28 protein-coding genes are annotated in these 19,674 nt (G+C 64.0%); 1 reads left to right on the top strand and 27 read right to left on the bottom strand.

The window, feature by feature from the left end; translation table 11 throughout:
• Positions 1–12: 12 nt before the first annotated feature.
• The 26 genes from secY to rpsL form a co-directional block, all read right to left on the bottom strand.
• Complete coding sequence (gene secY, locus QXZ94_RS05620; protein ID WP_011926058.1) at positions 13–1,344, bottom strand: preprotein translocase subunit SecY; 1,332 nt, start codon at positions 1,342–1,344, stop codon at positions 13–15.
• Between the two features lie 157 nt (positions 1,345–1,501).
• A complete protein-coding gene (gene rplO, locus QXZ94_RS05615; RefSeq protein WP_172108077.1) occupies positions 1,502–1,987 on the bottom strand; it encodes a 50S ribosomal protein L15 in 486 nt (161 codons plus the stop codon).
• Positions 1,988–1,998: 11 nt separating this feature from the next.
• Positions 1,999–2,190 (bottom strand): 50S ribosomal protein L30, encoded by a 192-nt coding sequence (rpmD, locus tag QXZ94_RS05610; RefSeq protein ID WP_006611856.1) that lies wholly within the window; start codon positions 2,188–2,190, stop codon positions 1,999–2,001.
• Positions 2,191–2,234: 44 nt separating this feature from the next.
• Positions 2,235–2,807 (bottom strand): 30S ribosomal protein S5, encoded by a 573-nt coding sequence (rpsE, locus tag QXZ94_RS05605; protein WP_006611855.1) that lies wholly within the window; start codon positions 2,805–2,807, stop codon positions 2,235–2,237.
• Between the two features lie 48 nt (positions 2,808–2,855).
• Positions 2,856–3,218 carry a 50S ribosomal protein L18 gene (gene rplR, locus QXZ94_RS05600; RefSeq protein ID WP_008963474.1) on the bottom strand — a complete coding sequence of 121 codons (363 nt, stop codon included), beginning with the start codon at positions 3,216–3,218 and terminating at the stop codon, positions 2,856–2,858.
• Between the two features lie 11 nt (positions 3,219–3,229).
• Entirely contained in the window at positions 3,230–3,763 is a 534-nt protein-coding gene (gene rplF / locus QXZ94_RS05595) for a 50S ribosomal protein L6 (RefSeq protein ID WP_315719564.1), read from the bottom strand.
• 13 nt (positions 3,764–3,776) lie between these two features.
• The gene (gene rpsH, locus QXZ94_RS05590; RefSeq protein ID WP_172108072.1) at positions 3,777–4,175 is read right to left on the bottom strand and encodes a 30S ribosomal protein S8; all 399 of its coding nucleotides are present in this window, start codon (positions 4,173–4,175) and stop codon (positions 3,777–3,779) included.
• 12 nt (positions 4,176–4,187) lie between these two features.
• Positions 4,188–4,493: a 30S ribosomal protein S14 gene (rpsN, locus tag QXZ94_RS05585; protein WP_315719563.1), complete on the bottom strand. Its 306-nt coding sequence runs from the start codon at positions 4,491–4,493 to the stop codon at positions 4,188–4,190.
• A gap of 46 nt (positions 4,494–4,539) precedes the next feature.
• Positions 4,540–5,097, bottom strand: a complete 558-nt coding sequence (gene rplE, locus QXZ94_RS05580) for a 50S ribosomal protein L5 (protein ID WP_172108070.1) — start codon at positions 5,095–5,097, stop codon at positions 4,540–4,542.
• Positions 5,090–5,404, bottom strand: a complete 315-nt coding sequence (gene rplX, locus QXZ94_RS05575; protein WP_006611849.1) for a 50S ribosomal protein L24 — start codon at positions 5,402–5,404, stop codon at positions 5,090–5,092. The genes rplE and rplX overlap by 8 nt, the downstream gene beginning before the upstream one ends.
• Entirely contained in the window at positions 5,404–5,772 is a 369-nt protein-coding gene (gene rplN / locus QXZ94_RS05570; RefSeq protein ID WP_006611848.1) for a 50S ribosomal protein L14, read from the bottom strand. The genes rplX and rplN overlap by 1 nt, the downstream gene beginning before the upstream one ends.
• Before the next feature lie 99 nt (positions 5,773–5,871).
• Entirely contained in the window at positions 5,872–6,120 is a 249-nt protein-coding gene (gene rpsQ, locus QXZ94_RS05565; RefSeq protein ID WP_006611847.1) for a 30S ribosomal protein S17, read from the bottom strand.
• Positions 6,121–6,130: 10 nt separating this feature from the next.
• Positions 6,131–6,337, bottom strand: coding sequence for a 50S ribosomal protein L29 (gene rpmC, locus QXZ94_RS05560; protein WP_006611846.1), 207 nt, complete (start codon positions 6,335–6,337; stop codon positions 6,131–6,133).
• A 5-nt stretch (positions 6,338–6,342) separates the two neighbouring features.
• Positions 6,343–6,756 (bottom strand): 50S ribosomal protein L16, encoded by a 414-nt coding sequence (rplP, locus tag QXZ94_RS05555; RefSeq protein ID WP_006611845.1) that lies wholly within the window; start codon positions 6,754–6,756, stop codon positions 6,343–6,345.
• Between the two features lie 40 nt (positions 6,757–6,796).
• Positions 6,797–7,507 (bottom strand): 30S ribosomal protein S3, encoded by a 711-nt coding sequence (gene rpsC / locus QXZ94_RS05550; protein WP_006611844.1) that lies wholly within the window; start codon positions 7,505–7,507, stop codon positions 6,797–6,799.
• A gap of 21 nt (positions 7,508–7,528) precedes the next feature.
• On the bottom strand, positions 7,529–7,909 hold the full coding sequence (rplV, locus tag QXZ94_RS05545) for a 50S ribosomal protein L22 (protein ID WP_006611843.1): 381 nt from the start codon (positions 7,907–7,909) through the stop codon (positions 7,529–7,531).
• Between the two features lie 10 nt (positions 7,910–7,919).
• On the bottom strand, positions 7,920–8,198 hold the full coding sequence (rpsS, locus tag QXZ94_RS05540) for a 30S ribosomal protein S19 (protein ID WP_006611842.1): 279 nt from the start codon (positions 8,196–8,198) through the stop codon (positions 7,920–7,922).
• A 12-nt stretch (positions 8,199–8,210) separates the two neighbouring features.
• Positions 8,211–9,044 (bottom strand): 50S ribosomal protein L2, encoded by an 834-nt coding sequence (gene rplB / locus QXZ94_RS05535; RefSeq protein WP_006611841.1) that lies wholly within the window; start codon positions 9,042–9,044, stop codon positions 8,211–8,213.
• Positions 9,045–9,056: 12 nt separating this feature from the next.
• The gene (locus QXZ94_RS05530; protein ID WP_172108066.1) at positions 9,057–9,356 is read right to left on the bottom strand and encodes a 50S ribosomal protein L23; all 300 of its coding nucleotides are present in this window, start codon (positions 9,354–9,356) and stop codon (positions 9,057–9,059) included.
• The gene (gene rplD, locus QXZ94_RS05525; protein WP_015667617.1) at positions 9,353–9,973 is read right to left on the bottom strand and encodes a 50S ribosomal protein L4; all 621 of its coding nucleotides are present in this window, start codon (positions 9,971–9,973) and stop codon (positions 9,353–9,355) included. Before rplD ends, QXZ94_RS05530 begins: the two co-directional genes overlap by 4 nt.
• Positions 9,974–10,693, bottom strand: coding sequence for a 50S ribosomal protein L3 (rplC, locus tag QXZ94_RS05520; protein ID WP_006611838.1), 720 nt, complete (start codon positions 10,691–10,693; stop codon positions 9,974–9,976).
• A gap of 57 nt (positions 10,694–10,750) precedes the next feature.
• Positions 10,751–11,059, bottom strand: a complete 309-nt coding sequence (rpsJ, locus tag QXZ94_RS05515; RefSeq protein ID WP_002712302.1) for a 30S ribosomal protein S10 — start codon at positions 11,057–11,059, stop codon at positions 10,751–10,753.
• A gap of 91 nt (positions 11,060–11,150) precedes the next feature.
• On the bottom strand, positions 11,151–12,341 hold the full coding sequence (gene tuf / locus QXZ94_RS05510) for an elongation factor Tu (protein WP_006611837.1): 1,191 nt from the start codon (positions 12,339–12,341) through the stop codon (positions 11,151–11,153).
• A gap of 39 nt (positions 12,342–12,380) precedes the next feature.
• Positions 12,381–14,453, bottom strand: a complete 2,073-nt coding sequence (gene fusA, locus QXZ94_RS05505; RefSeq protein WP_172108062.1) for an elongation factor G — start codon at positions 14,451–14,453, stop codon at positions 12,381–12,383.
• 33 nt (positions 14,454–14,486) lie between these two features.
• Entirely contained in the window at positions 14,487–14,957 is a 471-nt protein-coding gene (rpsG, locus tag QXZ94_RS05500; RefSeq protein ID WP_006611835.1) for a 30S ribosomal protein S7, read from the bottom strand.
• 29 nt (positions 14,958–14,986) lie between these two features.
• On the bottom strand, positions 14,987–15,358 hold the full coding sequence (gene rpsL, locus QXZ94_RS05495) for a 30S ribosomal protein S12 (RefSeq protein WP_006611834.1): 372 nt from the start codon (positions 15,356–15,358) through the stop codon (positions 14,987–14,989).
• A 793-nt stretch (positions 15,359–16,151) separates the two neighbouring features.
• On the opposite strand from rpsL, the gene QXZ94_RS05490 reads away from it, so the two are divergent.
• Complete coding sequence (locus QXZ94_RS05490; protein ID WP_315719562.1) at positions 16,152–17,363, top strand: NAD(P)/FAD-dependent oxidoreductase; 1,212 nt, start codon at positions 16,152–16,154, stop codon at positions 17,361–17,363.
• Positions 17,364–17,399: 36 nt separating this feature from the next.
• Here the strand turns inward: QXZ94_RS05490 and QXZ94_RS05485 are convergent, their stop codons facing one another.
• A complete protein-coding gene (locus tag QXZ94_RS05485; RefSeq protein ID WP_315719561.1) occupies positions 17,400–19,481 on the bottom strand; it encodes an ABC transporter ATP-binding protein in 2,082 nt (693 codons plus the stop codon).
• Positions 19,482–19,674: the final 193 nt, after the last annotated feature.

Below are 19,674 nucleotides of genomic sequence, written 5' to 3'. Positions count from 1 at the left end.
GATCCGCCGCGATCAGCGGCGACGCCCCCGCAGCTTCGACTTCCTGATCAACCCCTCATACTGATGGGCGAGCAGATAACCCTGAACCTGCGCCACGGTATCCATCGTAACGCTGACCACGATCAGAAGCGAAGTGCCACCAAAGTAGAACGGGACGGAAGCGTAGGAAATCAGAATTTCCGGGATCAGACACACGATCGCCAGATAGATGGCGCCGAGCACGGTGATCCGCGACAGCACGTAGTCGATGTATTCCGCAGTGCGCTCACCCGGCCGGATGCCTGGGATGAAGCCGCCATGCTTCTTCAGATTGTCGGCCGTCTCGGTCGGGTTGAATACGATGGCCGTATAGAAGAACGCGAAGAACAGGATCAGCGCCAGATACAGCACCAGGAACAGCGGGCGGCCGTGGCCGAGCTGGGTGGTGATCCACTGGAACCATTCCGGGCCCTTGCCGGCGTTGAAATTGGCGACCGTGGTCGGCAGCAGCAGCAGCGACGAGGCGAAGATCGGCGGAATCACACCCGAGGTGTTGAGCTTCAGCGGCAGATGCGAGGACTGGCCCTCGAACATCTTGTTGCCGACCTGACGCTTCGGATACTGGATCAGGAGGCGGCGCTGGGCGCGCTCCATGAACACGATGAAGGCGATCACGGCGACCGCCATCACGATGACGATCAGGATCAGGCCGGTCGACAGCGCGCCCTGACGTCCGAGCTCGAGCATGTTGGCGAGCGCCGAGGGCAGCTCCGCGACGATGCCGGAGAGGATGATCAGCGAGATGCCGTTGCCGATGCCGCGCGAGGTGATCTGCTCGCCCAGCCACATCAGGAACATGGTGCCGCCAGTCAGCGTGATCGCAGTCGACAGGCGGAAGAACAGACCGGGATCGGCGACGACATTGCCGGCGCCCTCGAGGCCGACGGCAATGCCGTAGGACTGCACGGCGGCCAGGATCACCGTCAGATAGCGGGTGTACTGGTTCAGCATCTTGCGGCCCGCCTCACCCTCTTTCTTGAGGGCTTCGAGCTGCGGCGAGACGGTGGTCAAGAGCTGGATGATGATCGATGCCGAGATGTACGGCATGATGTTCAGCGCGAAGATCGCCATGCGGTGGATGCCGCCGCCGGCGAACATGTTGAACATGCCGAGGATGCCGCCGGCCTGGGTGCGGAACACCGAATCCCAGATGTTCGGGTCGATGCCGGGCAGCGGAATATAGGTGCCGAGGCGGTAGACCAGCAGCGCGCCGAGGGTGAACCAGATGCGCTTCTTCAGCTCATCGGCTTTTGCAAGCGCGCCGAAATTGAGGTTTGCCGCAAGTTGTTCCGCTGCTGAGGCCATGTCTAGCTTTCTCCCGCCGCCCGTTCTTGACCGCATCAGCCCCGCGAGGGCTCGCGGGGCTTGGGCAGACGTCGGATATTATCTGGTGCGCAGGCGCAGTCTGTCCATCGCCCTGCCCGCTTCGGCGTGAACCGAAGCCAGGGAGATGACGCAGAAGTTACGCCGCTTCGCCTTCGTCCTTGGCCGGAGCCAGGAGCTTGACGGTGCCGCCGGCCTTCTCGACCGCCGCGATCGCCGACTTCGAGGCACCATGCACCTCGATGTTGATCTTCGCGGTGAGTTCGCCACGGCCGAGCAGACGCACGCCGTCCTTGGCGCGGCGCAGCGCGCCCGACTTCACGAGGGACTCGGCGTTGATCACACTGCCGGCGTCCAGCTTCTTGGCATCGATCGCCTGCTGGATCCGGTCGAGATTGATCTCGACGAAATCGAGCGCGAAGATGTTGTTGAAGCCGCGCTTCGGCAGACGGCGATGCATCGGCATCTGACCGCCTTCGAAGCCCTTGATACGCACGCCGGAGCGTGCGGTCTGGCCCTTGCCGCCACGGCCGGAGGTCTTGCCCTTGCCGGAGCCGATGCCGCGGCCGACGCGCATGCGCTTCTTGCGCGCGCCGGCGTTGTCGGCGATATCGCTGAGCTTCATCGCCCTTCTCCTTACTTCTCGTCGACGATGCGGACGAGATGATGAACCTTGGTGATCATGCCGCGGACCGCCGGCGTATCCGGCAGCTCGGTCACCCGGCCGATCTTGTTGAGCTTCAACCCGATCAGCGTCTCGCGCTGCGAGTGATGCCGGCGGATCGGGCTGCCGATCTGCTCGATCTTGATCGTCTTGGCGCTAGCCATTGTGCTCACTCCGAGATGCGCCTGCCAAAGGCGGCGCGCGTTCGTTAGTCGGCGGCTGCCTCGGCATCGCCACCGACGCGGCGGGCCTGCAGGGTCGACACCTTGATGTTGCGGCGGGCAGCGACCGAGCGCGGGCTGTCCTGGTGCTTCAGCGCGTTGAAGGTCGCGCGCACCATGTTGTACGGGTTGGACGAGCCGATCGACTTCGCCACCACGTCCTGGATGCCCAGCGTCTCGAACACGGCGCGCATCGGGCCGCCGGCGATGATGCCGGTACCGGCCGGAGCGGCACGCAGATAGACGCGGCCCGCACCGTGACGACCGAAGATGTCGTGGTGCAGGGTGCGGCCCTCGCGCAGCGCGACGCGGGTCAGGTTGCGCTTGGCGGAGTCGGTCGCCTTGCGGATCGCCTCCGGCACTTCGCGCGCCTTGCCGTGGCCGAAGCCAACCCGGCCCTTCTGATCGCCGATCACGACGAGCGCCGCAAAGCCGAAGCGCTTACCGCCCTTCACGACCTTCGCGACTCGGTTGATGTGGACGAGCTTGTCGACGAACTCGCTGTCGCGCTCCTCGCGCTCCTTGCGATCGCGACCGCCTCGTTCCCGTTCACCTGCCATGGTGCTATCCAATCTTCTGAGGGGCTCTCGCGCCCATATCCATTGATGTTAGAAGCTCAGCCCGCTCTCGCGCGCCGCGTCGGCCAGCGCCTTGACGCGCCCGTGATAGAGATAGCCGCCGCGATCGAACACGACTTCCTTGATCCCGGCCTTCACAGCGCGCTCGGCGAGCAGCTTGCCCACCGCCTTGGCCGCGTCGATGTCGGCACCGGTGTTGCCGGCCGCGCGCATCTCCTTCTCCATCGACGACGCGGAGGCGAGCGTCTCGCCCTTCTGATCGTCGATGACCTGAGCGTAGATGTGCTTCGACGAGCGGAACACAGACAGACGCGGACGGCCGCCGGCGGAGCGGCGCAGCGACAGCCTCACACGCTGCTTGCGCCGGGCATTCGTAACCTTTGCTCTCGACATGTCCGGCTCCGTTACTTCTTCTTGCCTTCCTTGCGGAAGATGAATTCACCCGCGTACTTCACGCCCTTGCCCTTGTAGGGCTCCGGCGGACGGTAGGCGCGGATTTCGGCGGCCACCTGGCCGACGCGCTGCGGGTCGATGCCCGTGACCGTGATCTCGGTCGGCTTCGGCACCGCGATCGTGATGCCTTCCGGGATCTGGTAGACGACGTCGTGGCTGTAGCCGAGCGCGAGCTGCAGGTTCTTGCCCTGCATCGCGGCACGGTAGCCGACGCCGGTGATCTCGAGCTTCTTCTCGAAGCCCTTGGTCACGCCTTCCACAAGGTTGGCGATCTGGGCGCGGGCGGTACCGTACAGCGAGCGCGCGCGCTTGGTCTCGGCGCGCGGGGCAACCTTGACCTGGCCGTTCTCGAACTTCACGTCCACGTCGTCATGAACGATGAACTGAAGCTGGCCCTTCGGCCCCTTCATCTTGACGGTCTGTCCGTCGACGGAGGCCGTCACACCGGACGGCACCGTCACAGGCTTCTTGCCAATACGTGACATGGCTCAATCCTTCTTAGAACACCGTGAAGAGAACTTCACCGCCGACATTCGCGTCACGCGCGCTATGGTCGGCCATGATTCCCTTCGGCGTCGACAAAACAGAAATTCCGAGCCCGTTGTTCACGCGCGGCAGGTTCTTCACCGAGGTGTAGACGCGCCGGCCGGGCTTGGAGACGCGCTCGATCTCGCGGATCACGGGCTCGCCGTCGAAATATTTCAGCTCGATCTCGATCTCGCTGCGGCCCGACGGATGCTCCACCGTGGCGTAGCCACGGATGTAGCCTTCGGACTTCAGCACTTCGAGCACGCTGGCGCGCATCTTGGAGCCCGGCGTCGAGACCTTCGACTTCGAGCGCATCTGCGCGTTGCGGATGCGGGTGATCAGATCGCTGATGGGATCGTGCGTTGACATGTTCGACCCTCCTTACCAGCTCGACTTCACGAGGCCCGGAACCAGGCCCTTGGATCCGAGCTCGCGCAGCGCGATGCGGCTCAGCTTGTTCTTGCGGTAGTTCGACCGCGGACGGCCCGTCAGCTCGCATCGGTTGCGGATGCGGGTCGTCGACGAGTTGCGCGGCATTTCCGCCAGCTTCAGGGTCGCGGCGAAGCGCTCCTCCATCGGCTTGGTCTTGTCGGCGATGATCGCCTTCAACCGCGCACGCTTCGGGGCGGCGTTCTTCGCCATCCGCTTGCGCCGGTTGTTCTTCTCGACTGAACTCTTCTTTGCCATGCTTGGCTCCTGGGTATCCGCGTTTGAGAAGCTGTTGGTCAGCTGCTCACTGCCGGAACGGGAAATTGAATGCGGTCAGAAGGGCACGGGCCTCGTCGTCGGTCGTCGCGGTGGTGCACACCGTGATGTCCATGCCCCAGCTCTCCCCGGCCTTGTCGAAGTCGATCTCGGGGAAAATGATGTGCTCCTTGATGCCGAGCGAATAGTTGCCGCGGCCGTCGAAGCTCTTCGGGTTCAGGCCGCGGAAGTCGCGGACGCGCGGCAGCGCGACGTTGATCAGGCGGTCGATGAACTCGTACATCTTGGTCTTGCGCAAGGTGACCTTGCAGCCGATCGGCTGGTTCTCGCGCAGCTTGAAGGTCGCGATGGCGACGCGCGAGTAGGTCACGACCGCCTTCTGGCCGGCGATCAGCGACAGGTCGGCCGCCGCCGTCTCCGCCTTCTTGCGGTCGTTCACGGCCTCGCCGATGCCCATGTTCAGCACGACTTTGTCGAGCCGCGGCACCTGCATGACGTTGGCGTAGCCGAACTTCTCGGTCAGCTGGCTCTTGATCGTGCGGTCGTATTCCGTGCGGAGGCGCGGGGTGTATGCAGTCTCAGCCATCGATCTCAACTCCCGAGCTCTTGGCAACGCGGACCTTCTTGCCGTCCGCCTGAATCTTGAATCCGATGCGCGTCGGCTTGCCGTCCTTGCCGACATAGGCGACGTTGGACAGGTTGATCGGCGCTTCCTTGGTGATGATGCCGCCTTCCTGGTTCTGCGTCTGCTTCTGATGACGCTTCACCAGGTTGATGCCGCGCACCAGCGCCGTGCCGGCGTCGGGACGCACCTCGAACACCTCGCCGGTGCGACCCTTGTCGCGACCGGTCAGGACGATCACCTTGTCGCCCTTGCGGATCTTGGCAGCCATCACAGCACCTCCGGCGCGAGCGAAATGATCTTCATGTGGTTCTTGGCGCGCAGCTCGCGCGGCACCGGCCCGAAGATACGGGTGCCGACCGGCTCCGACTGGTTGTTGATCAGAACGGCCGCGTTACGGTCGAAGCGGATCACCGAGCCGTCGGCGCGGCGGATGTCCTTGCGGACGCGCACCACGACGGCCTTCATGACGTCGCCCTTCTTCACCTTGCCACGCGGAATGGCTTCCTTGATCGACACCACGATGATGTCGCCGACGGTGGCATAGCGGCGCTTCGAGCCGCCCAGCACCTTGATACACATAACACGGCGTGCGCCGGAATTATCGGCCACGTCGAGGTTGGTCTGCATCTGAATCATTGATGCACCTCGTCCTCTTCATATGCTGCGCAGGAAAGCTGCGCCTTTTTGATCCCGAAAGCGAAATCGGCCCCTTCGATCAGGGCCGCGTCTCGCGACTCAGGCGGTTTTCTTATGCTCGCCGCGGACCACCGTCCAGCGCTTGAGCTTGGAGATCGGCTTGCTCTCCTCGATCCAGACCATGTCGCCCGGCTTGAACTCGTTGCTCTCGTCGTGAGCGTGGTAGTTCTTCGAGCGGCGGATGGTCTTCTTGTAGATCGGGTGGGTGAAGCGCCGGTCGACGCGCACGACCACGGTCTTGGCCTGCTTGTCGCTGACGACCACGCCCTGGAGGGTCCGTTTCGGCATGTCGAGCCTCTTACTTCGTCTTGGCGCGCTGCTGCGCGGCGATGGTCTTGATACGGGCGATGTCGCGGCGCGCCTCACGCAGGCGGGCGGTGTTCTCGAGCTGCCCGGTGGCGCGCTGGAAGCGCAGGTTGAAGCGCTCCTTCTTCAGATTGACGATCGCATCGTCCATCTGGTCCGGGCTCATCGCGCGAATGTCGGCAATCTTCATCTCGGCCATGACCATTACTCCGCAATGCGTTCGACGAAGCGCGTCTTGATCGGCAGCTTGGCAGCCGCCAGGGTCAGCGCCTCGCGCGCGATCTGGTTGCTGACGCCGTCGATCTCGAACATCACCCGGCCCGGCTTGACGCGGGCCACCCACAATTCCGGCGACCCCTTGCCAGAGCCCATGCGGACTTCGGCCGGCTTCTTCGACACCGGCAGATCCGGGAACACCCGGATCCAGACGCGGCCGGCGCGCTTCATGTGACGGGTCAGCGCACGACGGGCGGCCTCGATCTGGCGCGCGGTGACGCGATCCGGCTCCATCGCCTTCAGCCCGAACTGGCCGAAGGCCAGTGTCGCGCCCGAGGACGCAACGCCGTGGATACGGCCCTTATGCGCCTTTCGGAACTTGGTCTTCTTTGGTTGCATCATGGCTTTGAGCCCTCAAACCTGTCTTGTCGCGGCTGATCGATCAGGCCGCGTCGCGGCGCGAACGCGGCGACGGGCTTTCGCCACCACCCTCGTTCATCCGCTTGTCCTGTGCCATCGGATCGTGCTCGAGGATCTCGCCCTTGAAGATCCAGACCTTCACGCCGCAGGTGCCGAAGGTCGTGAACGCGGTGGCCACACCGTAGTCGATGTCGGCGCGCAGCGTGTGCAGCGGTACCCGGCCCTCGCGATACCACTCCATGCGCGCGATTTCCGCGCCGCCCAGACGACCCGAGCAGTTGATGCGGATGCCCTCGGCGCCGAGACGCATCGCCGACTGCACGGCGCGCTTCATGGCACGGCGGAACGCAACGCGGCGCTCGAGCTGCTGCGCGATCGACTCGGCGACCAGCGTGGCATCGAGCTCCGGCTTGCGGATCTCGACGATGTTGATGACGACGTCCGACGAGGTGATGTCGGCGACGCGCTTGCGCAGCTTGTCGATGTCGGCGCCCTTCTTGCCGATCACGACGCCCGGACGGGCCGAGTGGATCGTGACGCGGCACTTCTTGTGCGGACGCTCGATCACGATGCGGGCGACAGCCGCCTGCTTGAGCTCCTTGTGCAGGATCTCGCGGATCTTGACGTCCTCATGCAGCAGCTTGCCGTACTCGGCCTTGCCGGCGAACCAGCGCGAATCCCAGGTCCGGTTGATGCCGAGACGCAGACCGATCGGATTGATCTTTTGACCCATCGTATTCTCCCAGCGCCCGACTTAAGCGCTCGCCTCGACCTGACGAACAATGATCGTCAGCTGCGAAAACGGTTTGAAAACTCGGCCCGAACGGCCACGGCCGCGCGGCGAGAAACGCTTCATCACGATTCCCTTGCCGACGAAAGCCTGCGAGACGACGAGATCGTCGACCTCGAGCTCGTGGTTGTTCTCGGCATTGGCGATCGCCGATTCCAGACACTTCTTGACGTCGACCGCAATCCGCTTGCGCGAGAACTGCAGGTCGGCGAGGGCTGCCGACGCCTTGCGGCCGCGGATCATCTGCGCCACCAGGTTCAGCTTCTGCGGGCTCACCCGAAGCATCCGGGCCACAGCCTTGGCCTCGTTGTCGGGGAGGCTCCGTTCGCGCTTTGGTTTGCTCATCGCTTAATCCTCAAGCCTTCTTGGCTTTCTTATCGCCCGAATGGCCGTGGAAGGTGCGGGTCGGCGAGAACTCGCCGAACTTGTGGCCGACCATCTCTTCGTTGATCGCCACCGGCACGTGCTTCTGGCCGTTGTAGACGCCGAACGTCAGGCCGACGAACTGCGGCAGGATGGTCGAGCGGCGGCTCCAGATCTTGATGACGTCGTGACGGCCGGACGCGCGCGCCGCATCTGCCTTCTTGAGCAGCGACGCCTCGACGAACGGGCCTTTCCAGACTGAACGAACCATGTCCGTCGTTCCTTACTTCTTCCGCTTGTGGCGGCTCAAGAGAATGAATTTGTCGGTCGACTTGTTGGTGCGGGTCTTCTTGCCCTTGGTGGGCTTGCCCCATGGAGTGACCGGGTGACGACCGCCCGATGTACGGCCTTCGCCGCCGCCGTGCGGATGGTCGATCGGGTTCATCGCGACACCGCGGTTGTGCGGGCGACGGCCCATCCAACGCTTGCGGCCGGCCTTGCCGATCGAGGTGTTCATGTGGTCCGGGTTCGACACCGCACCGATGGTGCCGCGGCAGCGGCCATGCACCAAGCGCTGCTCGCCCGAGTTCAGGCGGACGATCACGTAGTCCTGGTCGCGACCGACGATCTGGGCATAGGTGCCGGCCGAACGCGCGAGCTGGCCGCCCTTCCCGATCTTGACCTCGATGTTGTGGACGATCGTGCCCACCGGCATGTTGCCGAGCGGCATGACGTTGCCCGGCTTCACGTCGACATAGTTGCCGGCGACGATGGTGTCGCCGACCGCCAGGCGCTGCGGCGCCAGGATGTAGGCGAGCTCGCCGTCCTGATACTTGACCAGGGCGATGAAGGCCGTGCGGTTCGGATCATACTCCAGGCGCTCGACGGTCGCGGGAACGTCGACCTTGTCGCGCTTGAAGTCGACCGTGCGGTACGACTGCTTGTGGCCGCCGCCGAGGAAGCGAACCGTGATGCGGCCGGTGTTGTTGCGGCCGCCGCTCGACTGCTTGCCCTCGGTCAACGCCTTGACCGGCTTGCCCTTGTACAGGGCCGAACGATCGACCATCACCAGCTGGCGCTGGCCCGGCGTCGTGGGATTGAATGTCTTCAGTGCCATGGCAGCTCAGCCTTACAGTCCGGTGGTGACGTCGATCCGGTGGCCCTCTTCGAGGGTCACGATCGCCCGCTTGCTGTCCGATTGCGAACCGAAATTGCCGCGGAACACCTTGGTCTTGCCCTTGCGGACGAGCGTATTGACGCTCTTGACCTTGACGTCGAACAGCTTCTCGATCGCTTCCTTGATCTGCGGCTTGGTCGCCTTGGCGGCCACCTTGAACAGAACCTTGTTGTGCTCCGAGGCGAAGGTCGCCTTCTCGGTCACGACCGGCGCGATGATGATGTCGTAGTGGCGCGGATCGATGGTCTTCATTTGAAGCGCGCCTCCAGCGCATCGATCGCCGCCTTGGTCAGCACGAGCTTCTGACGGCGCAGGATGTCATAGACGTTGATGCCCTGGATCGGCAGCACGTCCATGTTCGGGATGTTGCGGGCAGCAGCAGCGAAGCCGTTGTGCAGCTCGGCGCCGTCGATGATCAGCGCGTTGGTCAGGCCGAGACCGGAGAAATGACCGATCAGCGCCTTGGTCTTCGCCGCCTCCAGCGTGGCGTTCTCCAGGACGACCAGATCGCCGTCCTTGGCCTTCGCCGACAGCGCATGCTTCAGCGCCATCGCCCGGACCTTCTTCGGCAGGTCGGTGGCGTGCGAGCGCACGACCGGACCGAAGGCACGGCCACCGCCACGGAACTGCGGCACGCGGGCCGAGCCGTGACGAGCACCGCCGGTGCCCTTCTGCTTGTACATCTTCTTGCCGGTGCGCCAGATCTCCGCGCGGCCCTTGGCCTTGTGGGTGCCGGCCTGGCGCTTGTTGAGCTGCCACTGGACGCAGCGCTGGATGATGTCAGCGCGCGGCTCCAGACCGAAGATGGCGTCGGACAGCTGGACGGAGCCGGCTTCCTTGCCCTCGAGCGTGGTGACTTTCAGTTCCATTTATGCGCCCTCCTGCACGGCCGGCGCTTCGGCAGCCTGCTCACCCGCGACCTTGAACTTGCCGGGCTTCGGCGCTTCCTTCGGCAGCGGCTTCTTCACGGCGTCGCGCACCGAGATCCAGCCACCCTTGGAGCCGGGCACCGCGCCTTCGACCAGGATCAGGCCGCGCTCGACGTCCGTCTGCACCACACGCAGGTTCAGCGTGGTGATGCGGTCGACACCCATGTGACCGGGCATCTTCTTGTTCTTCCAGGTCTTGCCGGGGTCCTGACGGCCACCGGTCGAACCGATCGAACGGTGCGAGATCGACACACCGTGCGTGGCGCGCAGACCGCCGAAGTTCCAGCGCTTCATGCCGCCGGCGAAGCCCTTACCGACCGAGGTGCCGGTGACGTCGACGAACTGGCCGACGACGAAGTGGTCGGCCTGGATTTCGGCGCCGACCGGGATCAGCGAATCCTCGCTGACACGGAATTCGGCGAGCTTGCGCTTCGGCTCGACCTTGGCGACCGCGAACTGGCCGCGCTCCGCCTTCGGCATGTAGACCGTCTTGCGGCTGCCGCTGCCGAGCTGCAGCGCGACGTAGCCGTTCTTCTCGGTGGTGCGGTGACCGACCACCTGGCAATTGCCGAGCTTCAGCACGGTCACAGGGATATGCTCGCCGGTCTCCGTAAAGACCCGCGTCATCCCGACCTTTTGTGCGATCACTCCGGAGCGCATCGGCGTGCTTCCTGTTCTTCTCTATGTCCGCGAAAGAGCGAACGTGAATCCAAAAACTTAGAGCTTGATCTCGACGTCGACGCCGGCGGCCAAGTCGAGCTTCATGAGAGCATCGACGGTCTGCGGGGTCGGATCGACGATGTCGAGGAGACGCTTGTGGGTGCGCATCTCGAACTGCTCGCGGCTCTTCTTGTCGACGTGCGGCGAACGGTTGACGGTGAACTTCTCGATGCGGGTCGGCAGCGGAATGGGTCCGCGAACCTGCGCGCCGGTCCGCTTCGCCGTGTTGACGATCTCGCGCGTCGACGTATCGAGGATGCGATGGTCAAACGCCTTGAGACGGATGCGGATATTTTGGCCGTTCATTGCCGTATCTTTCTTTGAGTAGTGAGTGGCGAGTAGCGAACGGCGAATGGATGATCTCCATTCGCCACCCGCCATTCCCTATTCGCTGTTGTTACTCGATGATCGAGGCGACGACGCCAGCGCCGACGGTGCGGCCGCCCTCGCGGATGGCGAAGCGCAGCTTCTCCTCCATCGCGATCGGCACGATCAGGTGCACTTCCATCGCGATGTTGTCGCCCGGCATCACCATCTCGGTGCCTTCCGGCAGGTGAACGACGCCGGTCACGTCGGTCGTGCGGAAGTAGAACTGCGGACGGTAGTTGGTGAAGAACGGCGTGTGACGGCCGCCCTCTTCCTTGGTGAGGATGTAAGCCTCAGCCTTGAACTTGGTGTGCGGCTTGACCGAACCCGGCTTGCACAGCACCTGGCCGCGCTCGACGTCCTCGCGCTTGGTGCCGCGGAGCAGCGCACCGATGTTGTCGCCGGCCTGGCCCTGATCGAGCAGCTTGCGGAACATCTCGACGCCGGTGACGGTCGTCTTCTGGGTCGGACGGATGCCGACGATCTCGATTTCCTCACCGACCTTGATGATGCCGCGCTCGACACGGCCGGTCACCACGGTGCCGCGGCCCGAGATCGAGAACACGTCTTCGACCGGCATCAGGAAGGGCTGGTCGATCGGACGCTCCGGCTGCGGAATGTACTCGTCGACATTGCGCATCAGCTCGAGGATGGCGTCGTGGCCGAGCTTCTTGTCCGAATCTTCCAGAGCGGCCAGAGCCGAGCCCTTGATGATCGGGATCTTGTCGCCCGGGAATTCGTACTTCGACAGCAGCTCGCGAACCTCGAGCTCGACCAGCTCGAGCAGCTCCGGATCGTCGACCATGTCGCACTTGTTGAGGAACACGACCAGCGCGGGAACGCCGACCTGGCGGGCGAGCAGGATGTGCTCGCGGGTCTGCGGCATCGGGCCGTCAGCGGCCGACACGACCAGGATCGCACCGTCCATCTGGGCGGCGCCGGTGATCATGTTCTTCACGTAGTCGGCGTGGCCGGGGCAGTCGACGTGCGCGTAGTGGCGGTTCTTGGTCTCGTACTCGACGTGAGCGGTCGAGATGGTGATGCCGCGGGCCTTCTCTTCCGGCGCCTTGTCGATCTGATCGTAGGCAGTGAACGTCGCACCGCCCGTCTCGGCCAGGATCTTGGTGATGGCAGCCGTCAGCGAGGTCTTGCCATGGTCGACGTGACCGATGGTGCCGATGTTGCAGTGGGGCTTGTTACGTTCAAATTTAGCTTTGGCCATTTGACTCTCCGTTCAGTCGCTAACTTGAGCTCGCGACAATCAGGCAAACTTCTTCTGGACTTCCGCCGACACGTTGGCCGGCGCTTCAGCGTAGTGCGAGAACTGCATCGTGAAGGTCGCGCGACCCTGGCTCATCGAGCGCAGGTTATTCACGTAACCGAACATGTTCATGAGCGGCACCATCGCGTTGATGACGTTGGCGTTGCCGCGCATGTCCTGGCCCTGGATCTGGCCACGACGCGAGTTCAGGTCGCCGATGACCGAACCGGTGTAGTCTTCCGGGGTCACGACCTCGACCTTCATGATCGGCTCGAGCAGAACCGATTTGCCCTTCTGCAGCGCTTCGCGGAAAGCCGCGCGGGACGCGATTTCGAAGGCCAGCGCCGACGAGTCGACGTCGTGATACTTGCCGTCGACCAGCGCGACCTTGACGTCGACCACCGGGAAGCCGGCAACCACGCCCGCGCCGAGCACGCTCTCGATGCCCTTTTCGACACCGGGGATGTATTCCTTCGGAACCGCACCACCGACGATCTTGGACTCGAACACGTAACCGCCGCCCGGCTCGTTCGGCTCGACCACGAGGCTCACGGCCGCGAACTGGCCCGTGCCGCCGGTCTGCTTCTTGTGGGTGTAGTCCACATTGGCCGGCTTGGTGATGCGCTCACGGAACGCCACCTGCGGCGCGCCGATGTTCGCATCCACCTTGTAGGTGCGCTTCAGGATGTCGACCTTGATGTCGAGATGGAGCTCGCCCATCCCCTTGAGGATGGTCTGGCCCGACTCGTGGTCCGTCGACACGCGGAAGGACGGATCCTCCGCGGCCAGCTTCGCCAGCGCGACACCGAGCTTCTCCTGGTCGGCCTTCGACTTCGGCTCGATCGCGATCTCGATGACCGGCTCCGGGAATTCCATCTTTTCCAGGATCACCTGGTTGGACGGATCGCAAAGCGTGTCACCGGTGCGGGCTTCCTTGAGGCCTGCGAGAGCGACGATGTCGCCGGCATAGGCTTCCTTGATGTCCTCGCGGTTGTTCGCATGCATCAGCAGCATGCGGCCGATGCGCTCCTTCTTCTCGCGGGTCGAGTTCACGACGCCGGTGCCCGAGGTCAGGATGCCCGAATAGATGCGGCAGAACGTGATCGTGCCGACGAACGGGTCGTCCATGATCTTGAACGCCAGCAGCGCCAGAGGCTCCTTGTCGTCCGCCTTGCGCACGACTTCGTTGCCCTTGTCGTCGGTGCCCTTGATCGCAGGCACGTCGAGCGGCGACGGCAGGTAGTCGACGACCGCGTCGAGCAGGGGCTGAACGCCCTTGTTCTTGAAGGCCGAGCCGCACAGCACCGGATAGAAGGCTCCGGTCAGCACCGCCTTGCGGATCAGCTTCTTGAGCGTCGCCTCGTCCGGCTCCTTGCCGTCGAGGAACGCGGTCAAGGCATCGTCGTCGAGCTCGACGGCGGCTTCCACCAGCTTCTCGCGATATTCCTTGGCCTGATCGGCCAGATCAGCCGGGATCTCGGCGTAGTCGAACTTCGCGCCGAGCGCTTCGTCGTTCCAGACGATCGCCTTCATCGTCACGAGATCGATGCAGCCCTTGAAGTTGTTCTCGGCGCCGATCGGCAGCTGGATCGCAACCGGCTTCGCGCCCAGGCGGTCGACGATGTCGGCCAGGCACTTGAAGAAGTCGGCACCGGTCTTGTCCATCTTGTTGGCGAAGACGATGCGCGGCACCTTGTACTTGTCGCCCTGACGCCAGACGGTCTCGGTCTGCGGCTCGACGCCCTGGTTGGAGTCGAGCACGCACACGGCGCCGTCGAGCACGCGGAGCGAACGCTCGACTTCGATGGTGAAGTCGACGTGGCCGGGGGTGTCGATGATGTTCAGGCGCTTGCCGTTCCAGAACGCGGTGGTGGCAGCGGAAGTGATCGTGATGCCACGCTCCTGCTCCTGCTCCATCCAGTCCATCGTCGCGGCACCTTCGTGCACTTCGCCGATCTTGTGGCTCTTGCCGGTGTAATACAGGATGCGCTCGGTCGTCGTCGTCTTACCGGCGTCGATATGCGCCATGATACCGAAGTTACGATAGTCTTCGATGGCGTGTTGGCGGGGCATGGATCTGTTCCCTGATTTCCGTTCGGGCCGCTGTTACCAGCGGTAGTGCGAGAAGGCGCGGTTGGCTTCCGCCATCCGGTGCACGTCTTCACGCTTCTTCACGGCGTTACCCCGATTGTTCGAGGCATCGAGCAGCTCCGCCGAAAGCCGCTCGGTCATAGTCTTCTCGTTGCGGTCGCGGGCCGCCGAGATCAGCCAGCGAATGCCCAGCGCCTGCCGGCGGGTCGAGCGAACTTCGACCGGCACCTGGTAGGTCGCACCACCGACGCGGCGCGAGCGCACTTCGATCGTCGGCATGACGTTTTCCAGCGCCTGCTCGAACACCGTCAGCGGGCTCTGCTTGGTCTTGGCCTCGATGATACCGAATGCGCCGTAGACGATTCCTTCGGCGACCGACTTCTTGCCGGCGTACATCACCGAGTTCATGAACTTGGTGACGATGATGTTCCCGAACTTCGGATCCGGAAGCACTTCACGCTTTTCGGCTGAATGGCGACGCGACATCTGATCTGTTCCCGCTTCTCTCGAACGTCTTACTTCGGACGCTTCGCGCCGTACTTCGAACGACGCTGCTTACGGTTCTTGACGCCCTGGGTATCCAGCACGCCGCGGAGGATGTGATAGCGCACGCCCGGCAAGTCCTTGACGCGGCCGCCGCGGATCATGACCACCGAGTGCTCCTGCAGGTTATGGCCCTCACCCGGGATGTAGCCGATCACCTCGAAGCCGTTGGTCAGGCGCACCTTGGCGACCTTACGAAGCGCCGAGTTCGGCTTCTTCGGGGTCGTGGTGTAGACGCGCGTGCAAACGCCACGCTTCTGCGGCGACTGCTGCAGCGCCGGCACCTTCTTGCGCGACTTCTGCACTTCGCGCGGATTTGCGATCAGCTGGTTGATCGTCGGCATCTTGGCCTTCACCCTTCTCAACGTTCGAACGGAGACCGTGACCGGCTTCCGCAAATTCTGTTTGAGGTTCCCCGCCTCACCGGGCCGCCTCGCGCGAAAAACCCGCGCAAAACGAAATCGCGCCAACCATTCATCGCTGAACGGAAAGCGCTTGACGCCACAGAGGACCGCGATCACCACCCTTCAGCTTGCGCTGATGGCGGCCTACCGAGGTCATGCATCCGAAATTGGTCTCCAGAGAACGAGCTCGAGAGATCTAATATCGTTTTGGCATTGCCTAGCTATGATCGACAGCGTTTGAGCGGCATTCGTCGAGGTTGGTGCCCGTCTTGCCCTGTTAGAGGCGGTCCGGGTGATCCGTACCGACGCTGGCGAAGCTCACCGCCTGTCGTTGAGTGCCGGCCTTTTATAAGCGGTAAAACCCCAAGTCAAGCAAAACGACGCCGCAGGACGCGCAAACCGCTCTTTCGGGACCCGGCCACCGCAACCCATCGCCCGCTCGGTGCCGGCCATCAGGTGAGCCTCACCTATTCACTCAATGCTGCCTTTCAAGTCCATGTTGTCGCTGCAAGATTGGTCTCCCGGCAAGAACCGCTATCAGTGATGCCGGCGCGAGACAAAGCGCCTGACGGTCACCTGGGCTGCCGACCGCCGGGCCTGCATGCTCCGCAGCCCGGCAGGCCTTGGCCGTCCGGCGAATCCCTCCGTTCACCCTCAGCAACAGGCTGAAACAACAGAGCTAAGGCTTTGTTCGGCTTTGGCGGACAAGGATGGCGCCGCAACGAGGCATCCGGTGACCCGATATACCGACATTGCGATCATTGGCGGCGGTCTGGCGGGCTCGATTGCGGCCGGCATGCTGGGGCGGGCAGGCATGCCTACGGTTCTGGTCGATCCGCATGCGGTCTACCCACCTGACTTCCGAATCGAGAAGATTTCCGGCGCCGAGCAGATCGCGCGCTTCCGGCGCACGGGGGGTGCCGACCTGGCGCTGCGCCGGGCGACCTTGGCGTCCGAGAACTGGATCGCGCGATTCGGCTACGTGCTCGACAAGGCGCCGGTCCATCAATACGGGATCATGTACGATGCGCTGGTCGCGGCGGTCCGGGAGGAAATTCCCGGCGCCGTCGCGCGAATCGTCGCCAAGGCGGTCGCGATCAACCCCAGCGAAGACCGCCAATCCGTCACCCTGTCGAACGGAGAGACCCTCTCCGCCCGTCTGGTCGTGCTCGCCAACGGCCTGAATGTCGGGCTGCGTCACATGCTGGGAATCACCCGCAGGATCACCAGCCCAGCCCACTCGATCTCGGTCGGCTTCGATCTGGTGCCGATTGGGCGCCCCACCTTCCCGTTTCCGGCCATGACCTATTTCCAGGAGCGGGCCAGCAGCCGGGTGCCCTACGTCACGCTGTTCCCGATCGGCGACCGCATGCGGGCCAATCTGTTCGCCTATCGCGAGGCCGATGATCCCTGGCTGAGGACGGTCCGGCACAACCCGGTCGAGATGCTGCAGGCCGCCCTGCCCGGCCTCAAGCGGATCGCCGGCGACTACGCCGTGACCGGCGAGGTCAAGGTCCGTCCGGCCGACCTCATCATCAACAGCGGCTATCGCATGCCCGGCGTGGTCCTGATCGGCGACGCCTTCTGCACCACCTGCCCGGTCACGGGTACGGGCTCCGACAAGGTGTTCACCGATGTCGAGCGCCTGTGCAACGTGCACATCCCGCGCTGGCTCGCCACCGACGGGATGAGCGAGGGCAAGATCGCGGCGTTCTACGACGATCCGGTCAAGACAGCCTGCGACGCGTGGTCGCTCGACAAGGCCTGGCGTTTCCGAGAGGTCTCGGTCGGCACCGGCCCGTATTGGCTGGCGCAGCGCTGGGCGCGGTTTGCGGTCTCGCTCGGCCGCGGCGTGCGACACCGGCTTGAAAGCGCGGGGCTCCAGGCTGGTTCTCGTAGCCCGGAAGAGCGCAGCGATATCCGGGGTCTCACCAAAAGCTCGTGAGACCCCGCATGTCACTGCGCTCATGCGGGCTGCGGGTCACTCCTCATCGTCCTCATCGTCCTCGAGGTCGTCTTCCTCGTCCTCGTCGTCGCTGTCGTCATCCGCCTGAGCGAGCCGGCTCGGCTGGTGGCCCTGGTCGTCCCAGAGCTTGCGATAGGTACCGTTCTTGGCCAGCAGCTCGGCATGGCTGCCGCGCTCGATGGCGCGGCCGCCGGAGATGACGATGATCTCGTCCATCTCGACCACCGAGGTCAGGCGGTGGGTCGACCAGATCATGGTGCGGCCCTTGGCGACCTTGAGCAAGGTGCGGTTGATCGCGGCTTCCGTGGTCTGGTCGAGCGCCGAGGTCGCCTCGTCGAGCAGCAGCACCGAGGGATTGCGGATGATGGCCCGGGCGATCGCGATGCGCTGGCGCTGGCCGCCGGACAGCGTGTCGCCGCGCTCGCCAACCAGGGTGTCGTATTTCTGCGGCAGGCTCATGATGTAGCGGTGGATCTCGGCCTTCTTGGCCGCCTCCTCCACCTCCTCGTCGGTCGCCCCCTCTTTGCCCAGCCGGATGTTTTCCCGCAGCGACATGTTGAACAGCATGTTCTCCTGGAACACCACCGCCATGCTGCCACGCAGCGAATCGCGCGTCACCTTGCGGATGTCGACGCCATCGATGGTGACGCGGCCTTCATCAGGCACATAGAGCCGCAGGATCAGGTTGAGCAGCGTGCTCTTGCCCGAGCCCGAGGGGCCGACGATGGCGATTCGCTTGCCGACATCGAGCCTGAGGCTGAGATTGTCGAGCACCGGCGTCTGGCTGCCCTCATACGTGAAGCCGACACGCTCGAACGTGATGTCATGGCTGATGCGCGGCAGATCCGGCGCGCCCGGCCGGTCGGCGCCGCGGGTCGGCTCGTCCAGCAGCTCCTGCATGTGCCGGATCGCAGCCGCCGAGGAGATCGACACCGGCACGAAATGCATGACGTGGGCGATGTTGTAGGATACCTCCCAGAACGCGCTCTCGAAGGTGACGAAGGTGCCGATCGTGATCTGGCCCTTGGTGGCGAGATAGGCGCCGATGGCGAGCACCACGAGGTGCAGCAGCAGCACCGCGATCGTCACCGAGCGCTCGACCATGGTCGAGAGGAACATCGCGTCGGCGATCTTGTGCCGCGCCTCGTCGTTGCGGAAGGAGAACCAGCCGAACACCTTGCGGTGCAGGCTGAAGGCCTTGATCACCGCCTGCGCGGCGATGTTCTCCTGGATGACGCCGAGAAGCGTGGCCTCGTTGAGCTTCTGCTCGTAGTTGGCATGCACCGCCTTGGGCGTCAGGATACGCGGGCCGATCAGGGTGATCGGAAACACCAGCAGCGCGACCGCGGCGAGCTGCCAGTTGAGGAACAGCATCAGGATGATGCCGGCGATCAGCTCGAGCAGCGGCAGGGCTGCGCTGTTCACGAAGGTCTTGACCACGCCCTCGAAGGCCGACATGTCGACCGAGAAGCGCGACAGGATCTCGCCGCGCTTGGTGCGCTGGAAATACGCTGCCGGCAGGTTCTGCACGTGATCGAACAGACGCGTGCGGACATCCGAAATGATTCCGGCCGCCAGGCGCGCATCCCAGCGCTCGTAGAGCACGGCGACGATCGAGGTGAAGATGCCGGCCGCCGCCAGCACGCCGAGGATGCGGTACAGCGCCTCGAAATCCTCCTCGCCGAGCGCATCGTCGATCAGGAACTTCAGGCTGAGCGGCATGATGACGTTGAACAGCGTCTCGATCAGGACGCCGATCGTCACGAAGGCCAGCATCTTCTTGTATTTCGCCAGCAGCGGCGAGACGAAGCCGTAGATCGTCGCCAGCGCGCCGGCGGCCTCGCGGGCGGTGTAGACGACGAGATCCTCGTCGTCGTCATCGTCGTCCAGATCGAGAGCGGTCTCTTCGCCGTCCTCATCCTCGTCATCATCGTCGTCGGTAACAGGAGCCTTGTCGCTCGCCGTCGCCTTCGGCGTTCCTGCTTTTGGAACCGCGGGCTTGGCCGCAGCCGTCATCGCGCGCTTGTCCGGATCATCAGCAGCATCAGCTGCCGACCCGGACTTCTGATTTTCCGGCGGTGAAGATTTGGGCGCCATTCAACGAACCGATCCTGCACGGCCCATCTGGCCGTCACGGATTAAAGCGGCCCGGCTTTAACACCTGTGCTGGCCTGCCGCCAGCGTTCTCGCGACATGGTGCCGCAGCGGCGGCGCGCACGGCGCGCCGCTGTCGCGCAATCAGCACAGTTCATTGGCGGCCAGGGCGCCGACGAGCGGCCCACGCAGCCGC

Origin of the sequence: Bradyrhizobium sp. SZCCHNS2022, from assembly GCF_032377575.1 — a bacterium.
In the GTDB taxonomy this organism is placed as follows: Bacteria; Pseudomonadota; Alphaproteobacteria; order Rhizobiales; family Xanthobacteraceae; genus Bradyrhizobium; species Bradyrhizobium aeschynomenes.
The sequence above is the reverse complement of the archived record's forward strand: the minus strand, read 5'-3'. Positions and strand labels throughout refer to the sequence as shown.